A 13,647-nucleotide genomic window follows, 5' to 3' on the forward strand; every position below is an offset into this window, starting at 1 on the left:
TAGGGAGCTTTTTTAATCTATTGACTATCTTTTTTTAGATGTGTAACTTGTTGTGGGAAAGGGATTTCGATACCATTTTGATCAAAGGCTTCTTTAATCGCTTTACGCATATCGCGTTCAGCCCCCCATTGCTCCATATTTTTAGTTTGACCAATCACACGTAGCACCACATCAGAGTCGCCAAGTTGTAAAACACCTAATACATTTGGTCCGTCTTCAAAACGTTCGTCTTGACTGAATTGATCGCAAACGTTTTGTAAAACTGCCATCGCATGATCAATATCGTCATTATAGCTAATGCCGATGTCTACTAAGGCTCGCATTGTTCCTCTTGAATGGTTGCTTACGCCTTCCATTTGTCGATTAGGAACAAAATTCAGTGTTCCATCGAAACTTCTTATTTTCGTGGTACGTAAGCCAACCTCTTCAACGATCCCATCATAACCAGCCGTTGTAATATACTCACCGACCTCAACTTGTTTTTCTAACAAAATGAAAAAGCCTGTCACAATATCACTTACTAGCCCTTGGGCACCAAAACCAATTGCTAAGCCAATCACACCAGCCGAAGCAATTAACGGTCCGATGTCCAAATCAAATACACCGAAAAGCATGACGATAAAGATAAACAGAAGCACGTAAGAAAAACTATTGACGAGTAGTTTTTCCAGTGTTAGTACGCGTGCCTCGGAAACGTTTTGTTTCTTAGTTGATTTGTGTAAAAAGCTTGAGATAAGCTTTTTACCTAATCGATTTGTAATAGCATAAGCAATGATTAATAATAAAATTTGGAATCCTACACCAAGTGCAAGTTCGAATATAGAATCAAAACTAATGTTCATTATGTATGCTCCTTTCTTCTGTTGCAGATTTGAAGGTCTTGCTAAGTTGTCATTTGAATATAATGGTTCTATCACGGATAACCATCCGTAAAACGCTGGCTGATTGAAGCTGCGTTTTCGTGATTGCTCATATCCAAAACAAGTTATGTTAATAGCGACAAGCATATACTATATACCCTATTGATGCAAACTTTAATCATTTTAGATGATAAAAAAACAAGTGTAAAGTCATCCGTGTTTTTATCACAGATAACCGTTGCCCATAAAACATCCCTGCCAAAATAGGGAGTAGAGCAAATCAGTTGAGGTAGGTGATAACGAACACTAATGTCTTGACTCTCTCAACTAGGGCGTTTTATTAACATCCCGTAATATATTAATCGACAAAAAATCTTTATTCTATGCTCCTATTATGGAGGTTGAATAAAGATTTTTAAGTTATAAGATAGGATTAAAATAATAAATATTAGTGCTTAATAAAGTTAGTATACCAACTAGCTTTTATAGTTGGTCAATACTTCAATAAAATATTGGTAATGCTTCTGATTCTATATCGATCTGATCAAGTCCCAAAAATGAACGGACTTGATTAACTTGTTCCACTTGTTGATGCCAGTCTTTAGCATTCGTTTGGTAAGCTAGCTTTGCCTCAGCTAACCCAAAGTAACTTAAGCTCAAAATCTCGTTTTGCAACCTTGCTTGTTCCTTTCCTTCTATATATATATTGCAAAACATTTTGATACCGTTGAAATTTCAGGTGATCAAGGGCAAGGTGATAACAAGCCTTAATATGTAAGGAAGAAGACGATGTTGTTGTTTTGTATATAAAATATAATAAATCAGATATATACCATTTCTTTTCGTTAGCATGAAGTAACCCGATCGTCATCAGCAGTCGCTTCTCTAAATCAGAATAATAAAGATCACGATATGCTATTGATGAAAACCCTGGAGTTGTCGATTTAATGGCTTTCACCAGTTTATGTAATGCCTTACGTGGCTGTTTCTTCACTTCTTTATGGATCACTGCAGTTAAAAATACAATACGTTGCGCAATCTGTGTTGTAAAATAATCACTATTGCTTTGTTGTTGGAGTCGTTCAAGTTGATAAATTTCACTGTCTAGCTGATCAAATTTTTGCAAAGCCATTTTAGTTTCAATTCGATTGTATGTCTCTAATAATGCCTGGTAATTCTCGATTAAACAGGAAGCATACATTTCAATAAGGTTACATTTATAAATGCTTGATAATAACTTCAATGTATCGAGCCTTGGCATAACTTTTCCATTTTCCAACCCCCGTAATGTGCCAAGAGAAATTCCTGTGTGTTCAGCAACAGTAGCTTGACTATAATTAAGTTGATGCCGGATATGTTGTATAGTTTTAGAAAATAGCTCCATGCTTGCCTCCACTCAACATGCACCTCCTTAAACATATAATACTAAATGGATTTTCGATATAAGTCAACAACAATTAATTGCTGTTGTCTTCCATTAATTTTGTATTATACAATAATCCCTGATGTAAAGTATTTAACAGAGAGGAAAAAGTTTAAATATGAAGAAGATAGCATTACTTTTTTTGAGTTTATTTGTTATTCATTTTATAGCTATACGTTATTTGTTACACGATCAATCAACGCTGATCAATGTTGTTGTTATTTCATTAATCAGTGGGATCATTGGCTATATTTTTTCAAGGTATGACAATAAAGGCAGTAAATAAACGTTGATTATGAAAGAAATTTAAGATTAGTAAAGTAATTGTTAGTGAGATTTTAGGTTGAGAAAAATTAAGTAAATAAAACACGCAAGCTCCTATGTCTTTTACATTTGAATTAGCCAGAGAAACAAACCAAAGGGATAGGAGATGCGTGTATATGCAATTTAATATAAAATGACCTGGATTAGAAAGTGTAAGAATGACAAAGATGGAAGAACATGAAGGTGAATTTTACTTGCGCGTGAAATTATATCAAGAAGTACCGCTTTCCTGATTATAGGGAGAGGGCAAGTTGTCACCATAAATATAGATTCCAAAAAAATAAAACTCTTAAAGATTTTTTAATGAGTCTCTAAATAGATTTATAAATATTATTTATATAGCAGTATCAGCATACTGTCTGTAATCTAATTATTTCTTACCGATAACGAACTTGTGAAAGAATAGGAATGTTAATAATTGTATTTGTTTGTGTTTTATTTTTTAGTAACAATACAAAAGATGATTAGTTTTCTTAATATATCGAATAAGTGGTCAGCCCTCATGACGAGGCATCACTGCAATCTTGTTTAAAAATAGTTTTTTAAAAATACATTTGTTTTGACTTTTAGATAAAAAGGAAACAACAGTCTAATTTGATCTTGTTTCCTTTTTAGTGCGGAGGAAGCAACGCGAAACAATTTAGGCTATCTAAAGTCTGCTATTGCAAAACCAATTACAAACGCAATAAAAGGATTAATCGGGTTTGAAAACATAGAGAAATTCGATATCCTAAGTTTGAATCTATTAATTTAATCATTTGCATTAATGTTGAAACTAAATACTTTAAAAAATTTCACAAGTACTTGACTCAAACGGATCTCAAACCGTATGCTACTTAACTGTTCCTGTCAATCCAGGCATGGCAAGTGTTGTATATACTGTTTTTCTTTTTCTTATCATGTTTATGTATATTTATAGATCAAGTGAAGAGAAAATATTTGGTAGGTAAAAGCGTAGTACTTGGTAATTAACTTTTCGTTCAATGCATGTAGAGGCAAGGATTATCTATCAAGAAGAATCCTATTTAGAATGGCATTGGAATTGTTAAATATGAAGATTCGTTGATATTAAGACCCTATCGGTCATAATATAAATATATTAATAGGAGTGGTAGAAATGGAAATGGTTTTACCAGCAAGTTATGCAGTGATTGAAGAAGAAGAAATGATGTATTTGGATGGAGGATTTAGGATAAGTAATAAAGTAGTAGGTGCCTTAATTAATACTGGAATTGGTCTTGTAACTGGTGGTGGAGGGATGGCAGCTGTAGCAGCATATATTAGAAAAAAAGGAAAGAAAGAAGCACAAAGAGTATTTACTAGAACAATAGCTAGTAAGTTGAAAAGTTGGGGGTTAGCTACTTTAGCGGGTTCTTTAGGGGTAGCGGTGGCATTTGCTGTTAACTATACAGATGTAGGTGGAATGGTAGCAAGATGGTTTGACAACAGGGATAAAAAACCAGGAAATGGATATTTGGATTTCTAATTATGAAAAGAAAACACATTAAGTTTTTTTTAATTTACTTTTTTTTTCTATTTACTATGAATTATGGGTCACAAATTCTAGTTGATAAGGAAATACTATCAAAGAATTTTGTCTTTGTTCTCATTTTATTTCCTTTGTATTTAATAGGAAGCTTTCTTATTATGAAGATAATCTATTTTAGTAAAAATAATGATAAGAAGCAAAAATGAAATGATTACTCAACCTTAGAAACAAGGTATGGATAAGGTTTGTTAGTATGAAAGTGGCAAATGAAGTTACAGGTATATTTTTAGGAGCCATTAATGGAGAGAGTAAATGTGTGTTATTTTTTAGTAACAATAAAAAAACAATCCAAAAGATGATTAAATTTTTAATATATCGAATAAGGGGTCAGCCCTAATGACGAGGCATCACTGCAATCTTGTTTAAAAATAGTTTTTTAAAAATACATTTGTTTTGACTTTTAGATAAAAAGGAAACAACAGTCTAATTTGATCTTGTTTCCTTTTTAGTGCGGAGGAAGCAACGCGAAACAATTTAGGCTATCTAAGGTGGTCTATTGCAAAACCAATTACAAACGCACTAAAAGGATTAATCGGGTTTGAAAACATAGAGAAATACGATATCCTAAGTTTGAATATATTAATTTAATCACTTGCATTAAATGTTGAAACTAAATACTTCAAAAAATTTCACAAGTACTTGACTCAAACGGCTCTAATGCCTGGATTGACAGGAACAGTTAAGTAGCATAACGGTTTGAGATCTAAGTATAAGGAAAATTTTTTTATTTATATCTCCTCCATCAACTAGTTAAGAGGGTGAGTAATTTGTGGAAATCAAGATCTAAATTGCTATTTATCAGCGGGATCTGGACAATTATTTACAGTTACATGTTGTATCCCACGCCAGAGGATGTAGTAGGGATACAAGCTATCTCTCTTGTATTTATTGTCTGGCCGGGATTCTTGTTTTTTCAAATCGTTTGTTATGTATTATTTAAAAACTACCAAAATAAAAAAATATACCTTGGATTGATTTTATTAAAGTCAGCTCTATTCCTAATTCAGCCACTAATTGTAAAACATCAGTTACATCCCATGATTATTTTGTTTTCAATTTTGGGTGTTTTTCTAATCGATTTTCATTTTATGAAAATCGAAAATAAAGTGAACTTAAACGAAATCAATTTATCAGTTCAAGAAAAGAACATCGTGATCAATCAGTTAAAAACGTACTGGTTTCTTATCGGTTCGGTTGTATTATTGTTCACCTCGTATTTTCAATTAAAAGAAGCAAATTATACGACTATTTTGTTGTTTAGTTTATTCTATATTTTTTTAATTCTTAAGAAGGAAGAACCAAAAGGAAAATTTGTTAGTATTCAATTGATTGGTCTATTGGCTGTTTATTTACTAGCTTTGCTTAATGCACCAGAACTTCTAAAAGGCATATTGTTAATCGCTGTCTTAATGTTTATTTATCAACTTAAAAAGCGCATGTTAAAGTATGAAAAGGTAAGCAATTCAGTTGATATTAAATAATTTGCGGGAAACTTGATGTAGGTTAAAGAACTCATCAATATGTCGTCACTTAGATGAAGCAGTTTGCCTACAAAAAAGTTACTGCCTTCTTTATCCGTAGCGTAAAAACCTACATACTATGGATGTGAAATAACAATGAAAGTGAAATTTGCATTTGTCAACCATAATTTGGGTTTTATTTATTATCAAATGATTTACGTCTACATTAAAGGGTGGAAAAAATGAAGATTTTGTTGATTACGATAGCTTTAGCTCTGGTATTTCATTTAATGAATGCGAATGATTTAATCGGATTTTTACCAGTCATATTAGGTGTAATAAAAGGTGTTTTTTGCTCTGGAAAAGGTCAACCGTTGTCTGCAGTTTTTAATGAGGATATTAAAAAACTAAAATTCTATAGAAACGATCTATTTGAATTTTTAAGCTTAGGGATTTTTTTCTATGTATGGTTTGATGGTTTTTCTAAAGAACATTTCACTGGTATGGCAAGTGTTGTATATACAGTTTTTCTTTTTCTTATCATGTTTATGTATATTTATAGATCAAGTGAAGAGAAGATATTTGGTAGGTAAAAGCGTAGTGCTTGGTAATTAACTTTTCGTTCAATACCTGTAGAGGCAAGGATTATCTATTAAGAAGAATCCTATTTAGAATGGGCATTGGAATTGTTAAATATGAAAATGCGTTGATCTTAAGGTGGTATTGGTCATAATCTAAGTATTTCAAAAGGAGGGACAATTCGAATGGATTTAATCATTTCTTTAATTACTTTTGTAATAGTCTTTGCTATTATATGGGATGGTTTATTATTCATAGAAAATAAATGGATAAACATAAAACCTTTAATGTCAATGAATAGTCATTTAAAATTCGGCATGAAATTTATAGGATTATTAATCTTTATGTTTGTTTCTTTTGAAATAATTAAAATTACAAATCCTTTTATTGAGGGGGCGTTTATAGGGACTCTCTCTGCGTTGCTGAGCAAATCTATCGAGGTGTTAATAAAAAACAAATAATTAAGAATGATGTAATATCATTTAAAACGAGGTCATTCATTATGCTTAAGGCTCTTTTTTACATACCAGCTATCATGTTTCTAGTTGCAATAATATCAGATGTTTTCTTGAGGGTATATTTAGTAAGAGGTAGGAAACTCATATTAGATAGTAATGCATTTAATTCTCTATCAAAAATGTTAAATCTAAAAGGATATGAATTAGATAATCATATAATACAACAAAGCAAAAGTCATTTTTATCACCCATTAAAAAATTGTGTAGGTATAAAAAGTTTTGATTCAAGGGCTGTAAGCAAAGTCATCCCTTCTTTACATGAAGGTGGCCATTATTTATCCATCAATACAAGTATAAGAAAACGTAAGGCATTCTGTGTTTCTCAAGTTATTATAGCCCTAAATCGATTACTGGTAATACCTCTATTTCTTTTATTGGCTTTTGATCTTATAAAATTTAGTTCATTATCAAGTGCAGTATTCCTAACAATTTTAATGATTATTTTTATTGTAGCCTCTTTTTTAAGGTTATTTGTAGGGGTATATGATGAATACTGTGCGAGTCAGTTAGCTATGAATTACATTAATAATAACTTTGATAGTAGAACAAAAGATTATGCAATAAAGTTTTTTATAATGAGTTTTTTATCGCAGATGTTTCTTTCTCTAACAATTATTATTTCGATATCTGTCATATATGTAGTATTAATATCTATGTCCTGATGGTTGGCATATTTCTCCTTAGCTAATTGTACCTCTTTATGCGTAACAGAGTTTTTCTCTGTTTTGCATATGAGAATGAAAGTTCATTAGGAAATCGGAAAAAATAATTGCTAGGAACGGGGTATAATCACTGTGTTAGATGGTCAACTATTTTTCATGATGAAATAAAGAAAATTGTATAAATGAGCATTCCTGTAATAAGAAAATTTGAAGGATAATCGCCGAATCTGACAAATGCATAAAAAAAGTCCCCCTGGTACGATAGAGAGTGTCATGCATGACCTCGAATTAAGTACCGAAGGAGGACTTCTAATATGGATTTTACACAAAATAAACGAATAGCACAAGTCAACGAGCAAAGCTTGATCATTGGGGTTGATGTAGCCAAACACAAACATGTAGCACGGGCAATAGATGATCGTGGTCGAGATCTGGTGAAACGACTGGTATTCACCAATTCTTATCAAGGGTTCTTAGCGTTGATAGAATGGGCCAAAAACCTGTCCGAGCAACATGACCGACCTAATTTACTAATTGGTATGGAACCTACTGGCCACTATTGGCTTAATCTAGCCTATTATTTGAAGGCGCGAGACATTTCCGTGGTGGTTGTCAATCCGATGAAGGTAAAGCGGTTCAAGGAAATGGACGACGATTCTCCAACGAAGAATGACACAAAAGATGCGAAAGTCATCGCACAGGTCATGCGTGACGGTCGTTACCACGAACCAACGTTACCAGAGGATGTTTATGCGGAATTGCGAGAAGGTATGAAGCTCTATGACATGATTCAAGAGGATATAGCGTCGATTAAAGCGCAAATGCATTAGATCGCTATTTCCCAGAGTTTCTGACGGTCTTTAAAGATTGGACAGGAAAAGCTGCCTTCCATTTACTAGATAAGGGTTATTTGCCAGAAGATATTCGAGCGGCATCTGAAGAAACCTTACTGATGGAAGTCAAACAGGCTGCAACACGGGCAGTGGGAATCAAACGTATTCAGGCCTTAAAAGAAGTAGCAGAAAATAGCGTGGGCCTTCAAGTAGGATTACAAATGGGACGCCAAGAGATTCGATATCTTCTTGATCAGTATCAGGCGTTGGAAGAACGACTAATCGCTCTCGAAGCACAACTAAAAGAACTCGTTCTTCACATCCCTGGTTCTGAAGAGATGATGGCGATCAAAGGTGTCAGCGCCATTACTGTTGCTGGTTTTTTCGCAGAAGTTGGTGATTTATCGAATTATCAAGATCCACGCCAAATCATTAAATTAGCGGGATTAAATTTAAAGTTGAACCAATCAGGTTACTTCAAGGGTCAGACAACTATCACCAAACGAGGACGTAAAAGACTGCGAAACTTATTGTATCAAGTGGCCAGACCCTTATCATTACACAATGATGGTTTTAAACAACTACACCATTATTATCGCTATCGAACGACCAATCCATTGTCAGGAAAGCAATCTTTTATCGCATTAAGCAGGAAATTAATTAAGATCTTTTTCTTAATAGGTACACGAAACTGCACATTCAGTGAAGAACAAATGATTCGGGATATCCCAATGATTTCAGACACACCGGAAGCAGCATAACAAAAAACAGTACCATCGTTTTACAATCAAACTTTTGACAATTGAAGCACGGAGAAGCCGGTCGTTATTACATCCATCAGGGCAACGACCCACTAAAAGAGCATTTCCGGCCTCCACCATGGTCAGGTCGAACGAAGGAATTTACGCGCATTGACGCCGAGAGACGTGGGAGGGTCCACCGCCATGTGAAAGTGGAGATCCATTGTGCGATCATACGTTATTAACCATTTAATGGAAAAAAGTCCGTTACCTTGTCCGACGTATGTCATCTAAATTCCATATTTATTATAATTTAGAAACAATAGTAAGTGCACCTGGCGTGAGCTTCAAGTAATCAAGAGAAATAAGAAGTAAAGCGTTGAAATTCTAAGAATATATTAATTTATTGAGGGAGGATATGAAGCATGACCAAATATAAGAATTATGCTCAAATATATATGTAAATGTTAAGATAAGCTTAAAAGCCTACTCAATCTTTGTTCTCTTAATCGTTAATATAGTGAAAATCAGCTATTTAATACGCATAAATTAATTTTCACGAAGGGAATATAATGAAACAGAAATTTAATCAGTTACTATTGCCTATTATCTTATTTTATTTCAATAACTTTGTTTTGATCATTTTTATTTGGATGTTCAGTTTAAAAGGATTCTTACACATTTGGTTTTTTACACCTTTTGTATTCATATTATTTACAATTCCTTCTTATACTAAAAATAATACATTGGAATCTCAGAAAATTATGAATCTAGTAAAGAGCATTCCTGTAATAAGAAAATTTGAAGGATAATCGCCGAATCTGACAAATGCATAAAAAAAGTCCCCCTGGTACGATAGAGAGTGTCATGCATGACCTCGAATTAAGTACCGAAGGAGGACTTCTAATATGGATTTTACACAAAATAAACGAATAGCACAAGTCAACGAGCAAAGCTTGATCATTGGGGTTGATGTAGCCAAACACAAACATGTAGCACGGGCAATAGATGATCGTGGTCGAGATCTGGTGAAACGACTGGTATTCACCAATTCTTATCAAGGGTTCTTAGCGTTGATAGAATGGGCCAAAAACCTGTCCGAGCAACATGACCGACCTAATTTACTAATTGGTATGGAACCTACTGGCCACTATTGGCTTAATCTAGCCTATTATTTGAAGGCGCGAGACATTTCCGTGGTGGTTGTCAATCCGATGAAGGTAAAGCGGTTCAAGGAAATGGACGACGATTCTCCAACGAAGAATGACACAAAAGATGCGAAAGTCATCGCACAGGTCATGCGTGACGGTCGTTACCACGAACCAACGTTACCAGAGGATGTTTATGCGGAATTGCGAGAAGGTATGAAGCTCTATGACATGATTCAAGAGGATATAGCGTCGATTAAAGCGCAAATGCATTAGATCGCTATTTCCCAGAGTTTCTGACGGTCTTTAAAGATTGGACAGGAAAAGCTGCCTTCCATTTACTAGATAAGGGTTATTTGCCAGAAGATATTCGAGCGGCATCTGAAGAAACCTTACTGATGGAAGTCAAACAGGCTGCAACACGGGCAGTGGGAATCAAACGTATTCAGGCCTTAAAAGAAGTAGCAGAAAATAGCGTGGGCCTTCAAGTAGGATTACAAATGGGACGCCAAGAGATTCGATATCTTCTTGATCAGTATCAGGCGTTGGAAGAACGACTAATCGCTCTCGAAGCACAACTAAAAGAACTCGTTCTTCACATCCCTGGTTCTGAAGAGATGATGGCGATCAAAGGTGTCAGCGCCATTACTGTTGCTGGTTTTTTCGCAGAAGTTGGTGATTTATCGAATTATCAAGATCCACGCCAAATCATTAAATTAGCGGGATTAAATTTAAAGTTGAACCAATCAGGTTACTTCAAGGGTCAGACAACTATCACCAAACGAGGACGTAAAAGACTGCGAAACTTATTGTATCAAGTGGCCAGACCCTTATCATTACACAATGATGGTTTTAAACAACTACACCATTATTATCGCTATCGAACGACCAATCCATTGTCAGGAAAGCAATCTTTTATCGCATTAAGCAGGAAATTAATTAAGATCTTTTTCTTAATAGGTACACGAAACTGCACATTCAGTGAAGAACAAATGATTCGGGATATCCCAATGATTTCAGACACACCGGAAGCAGCATAACAAAAAACAGTACCATCGTTTTACAATCAAACTTTTGACAATTGAAGCACGGAGAAGCCGGTCGTTATTACATCCATCAGGGCAACGACCCACTAAAAGAGCATTTCCGGCCTCCACCATGGTCAGGTCGAACGAAGGAATTTACGCGCATTGACGCCGAGAGACGTGGGAGGGTCCACCGCCATGTGAAAGTGGAGATCCATTGTGCGATCATACGTTATTAACCATTTAATGGAAAAAAGTCCGTTACCTTGTCCGACGTATGTCATCTAAATTCCATATTTATTATAATTTAGAAACAATAGTAAGTGCACCTGGCGTGAGCTTCAAGTAATCAAGAGAAATAAGAAGTAAAGCGTTGAAATTCTAAGAATATATTAATTTATTGAGGGAGAGATTTCTTAATAAGAATATTGTTATTAATACTTAATTTCTTTGCATTAGGTAATGTGATAAAATTTCATCTTATATATTTGAGTATTACTAATATTATTTTAACAATTATAGGAATATATTATCAATTAAAGATTTACAAATGGATTAACCACTTGAGTGTATCTAGTGAAGATCAACTTTCAATGAAAGAAAGTTTTTCTTTGATCAATGATTATGTTGACAGACAAAATAACTTAAGATACAAGACACTTAGACAAAAAATGAAATTAAATATTCTTTTAACTTAATTTTACTTGTAGGTTACTCATATGCAATAATCTTGTTCCTGGTTGTTGGAGGTATTATCTTGTTTAGAATGTTAGGGGAAAGTTATAATGGGTATGTCTTTATGTTAGCCTTCCTGTTAATTGTTGTATATTTATATATAACAGAAAAGAAATTTACTCTTTTAGGAACTGATAACCATAAGTTTAGAGATAATTGCACGCTGATGATTGGTGTGTTTATTGTATATGTTTTCCAAGGCTATATACATATTGGAACGGGAACGTTTAATGTTTTAGGTGTGTTCTTTGCTGTCCTATTTTTCCTACTAACTTTTCACACAAATCAGCTCATCATTGATTATTTTCGTAAAGCGAATGCAAAGAATAATTCTAAATAATTTTACTTATCTATTTTCTCTATTACTAAGAAAGTTGTTTATTTTAAAGTTTTTAAATGGCATATTCTTTTAATTTCTGTCACTCAAAGAATATAAAAATCTCGTTTTAAAACATGTGATTATTCAAAAACATCAATATATTAGTATTGAACAATTTTGTGAAAAAATCAATTAATAAATTAAGTCTATTTAATGTGTAAACCTTTGGTCCGTTTGTCACTTAAAACTATTCATGAAATGCTGAGATGTGCGTTATTGTTAGAGTTAGGAAATGAGAAAGGTCTCTGGTCATTACAGCACTTACTTAGGCTATTTTGTATAAAGGAGAGAGTTCATGTTTCAAAAATATCTCAAGCTTAAAGGAAAGAGATTATTCATTGAATGTATTATCTATGCCATTATAGGTGCTTTTCTAGGAATCACTGTTCTGAAAATTAATGGCGAAACCTATAATTATCTTTGGAGCTTATGTGGTGGTATATTTGGCGTTATTGTTATTGAAGGAATTTTTTATTTCGTTTGGCTAGCTAAACAACGTAATATTGAGTAGGGGGGATTCAATCCTTTGTGGCGAAGAAAAAAATACAGAACCCCCCATTCATGAAAAAGCATTAAAAATTGAACATGACAAAGGAAATAATAGTCGTGCCACCAATTGAAGCTGTCGTACCTTGTTTATTAGATTAGTATTAAGTGAATTTTAGGTAGTTAATCATATTTATGATATGGTTTGTTTAATCAGCGTCCTCGTGATCTAACAAAACAAAAGTGTCTGGTCACGAGCGGAAAAATAATATTTATCATGAGGTAATTTATCAGAAGACTTTAGGGTCTATTCATTACAGAATGAGAGACAAGCGCAGCGTGTAATCTTCTTTAATTATTTTAATGGAGTTGATTTATAAATGAAAGTGAAAAAATTTATGTGGATTAGTCTTGTTGTTGAATTAATCGTATTAATAATTATCTTTACGTTATTACTTATGCAAAGAACAATTCCGGATTTATTATTTGGTGTATTTCTAATATCTATGTTTGTTTGTATCCTATTATCATTTTTTGTCCGAAGAGCTAATAATAAGAATGAAAGCTTAGCATCGAACCAAAGGATTTGATCAAAAAACGTAAAGGAGAAAAAATATGAAGAAACCCAGACTGAACTTTGTTTTTCTTGGCGTTGGGCTAGTCTTGCTGATCACACAGCTGAAGTTGATGCTTGATGGCCCAATTGGCTTTAGTTTAGCATTTCTGGCTTGCTTTTTTATCTTACTTGCTCTGTTTTGGAAACAGAATCCGGTTAAGGTCATGATCGAACTGTTGTTTAATACCCTTTAATCAATGATCAATTAGTGGGAGAAGCAAGAAACCACCACTTATTGAACGTTTTTAGATGGATTAATCTTTATTTTCACGGCACAAAAGCTACATAAAGTAAGTTTTATATTTGTAAT

12 protein-coding genes and 2 pseudogenes are annotated in these 13,647 nt (G+C 33.6%); 11 read left to right on the top strand and 3 right to left on the bottom strand.

Annotation, left to right across the window (positions count from 1 at the left end; genetic code table 11):
* Nucleotides 1-17: 17 nt before the first annotated feature.
* From B494_RS0107310 to B494_RS20135, 3 genes are all read right to left on the bottom strand, one after another.
* Nucleotides 18-842 (bottom strand): mechanosensitive ion channel family protein, encoded by an 825-nt coding sequence (locus B494_RS0107310; RefSeq protein ID WP_017471735.1) that lies wholly within the window; start codon nucleotides 840-842, stop codon nucleotides 18-20.
* A 519-nt stretch (nucleotides 843-1,361) separates the two neighbouring features.
* Nucleotides 1,362-1,535 carry a hypothetical protein gene (locus tag B494_RS20990; protein WP_154648260.1) on the bottom strand — a complete coding sequence of 58 codons (174 nt, stop codon included), beginning with the start codon at nucleotides 1,533-1,535 and terminating at the stop codon, nucleotides 1,362-1,364.
* Nucleotides 1,492-2,256 (bottom strand): helix-turn-helix domain-containing protein, encoded by a 765-nt coding sequence (locus tag B494_RS20135; RefSeq protein WP_017471737.1) that lies wholly within the window; start codon nucleotides 2,254-2,256, stop codon nucleotides 1,492-1,494. Before B494_RS20135 ends, B494_RS20990 begins: the two co-directional genes overlap by 44 nt.
* 145 nt (nucleotides 2,257-2,401) lie before the next feature.
* Between B494_RS20135 and B494_RS20995 the strand changes: the two genes are divergently transcribed.
* From B494_RS20995 to B494_RS0107400, 11 genes and pseudogenes are all read left to right on the top strand, one after another.
* Nucleotides 2,402-2,569, top strand: coding sequence for a hypothetical protein (locus B494_RS20995; RefSeq protein ID WP_017471738.1), 168 nt, complete (start codon nucleotides 2,402-2,404; stop codon nucleotides 2,567-2,569).
* Nucleotides 2,570-3,724: 1,155 nt separating this feature from the next.
* Entirely contained in the window at nucleotides 3,725-4,093 is a 369-nt protein-coding gene (locus B494_RS0107330; protein ID WP_017470382.1) for a hypothetical protein, read from the top strand.
* Nucleotides 4,094-4,923: 830 nt separating this feature from the next.
* A complete protein-coding gene (locus tag B494_RS0107340) occupies nucleotides 4,924-5,637 on the top strand; it encodes a hypothetical protein (protein ID WP_017471739.1) in 714 nt (237 codons plus the stop codon).
* Nucleotides 5,638-5,858: 221 nt separating this feature from the next.
* Nucleotides 5,859-6,209, top strand: a complete 351-nt coding sequence (locus B494_RS0107350) for a hypothetical protein (protein WP_017471741.1) — start codon at nucleotides 5,859-5,861, stop codon at nucleotides 6,207-6,209.
* Between the two features lie 171 nt (nucleotides 6,210-6,380).
* On the top strand, nucleotides 6,381-6,656 hold the full coding sequence (locus B494_RS0107355) for a hypothetical protein (protein WP_017471742.1): 276 nt from the start codon (nucleotides 6,381-6,383) through the stop codon (nucleotides 6,654-6,656).
* 41 nt (nucleotides 6,657-6,697) lie between these two features.
* Nucleotides 6,698-7,375: a hypothetical protein gene (locus tag B494_RS0107360; protein ID WP_017471743.1), complete on the top strand. Its 678-nt coding sequence runs from the start codon at nucleotides 6,698-6,700 to the stop codon at nucleotides 7,373-7,375.
* Nucleotides 7,376-7,689: 314 nt separating this feature from the next.
* Nucleotides 7,690-8,969 (top strand): annotated as a pseudogene (locus B494_RS19880) (IS110 family RNA-guided transposase).
* Nucleotides 8,970-9,856: 887 nt separating this feature from the next.
* Nucleotides 9,857-11,136, top strand: a pseudogene (locus B494_RS19885) (IS110 family RNA-guided transposase).
* A gap of 742 nt (nucleotides 11,137-11,878) precedes the next feature.
* The gene (locus tag B494_RS0107385; protein ID WP_017471746.1) at nucleotides 11,879-12,196 is read left to right on the top strand and encodes a hypothetical protein; all 318 of its coding nucleotides are present in this window, start codon (nucleotides 11,879-11,881) and stop codon (nucleotides 12,194-12,196) included.
* Nucleotides 12,197-12,530: 334 nt separating this feature from the next.
* Entirely contained in the window at nucleotides 12,531-12,746 is a 216-nt protein-coding gene (locus tag B494_RS0107390; RefSeq protein WP_017471747.1) for a hypothetical protein, read from the top strand.
* Nucleotides 12,747-13,336: 590 nt separating this feature from the next.
* The gene (locus B494_RS0107400; protein ID WP_017471749.1) at nucleotides 13,337-13,531 is read left to right on the top strand and encodes a hypothetical protein; all 195 of its coding nucleotides are present in this window, start codon (nucleotides 13,337-13,339) and stop codon (nucleotides 13,529-13,531) included.
* Nucleotides 13,532-13,647 lie beyond the last annotated feature (116 nt).

This window comes from Amphibacillus jilinensis Y1 (assembly GCF_000306965.1).
Taxonomy (GTDB): domain Bacteria; phylum Bacillota; class Bacilli; order Bacillales; family Amphibacillaceae; genus Amphibacillus_C; species Amphibacillus_C jilinensis.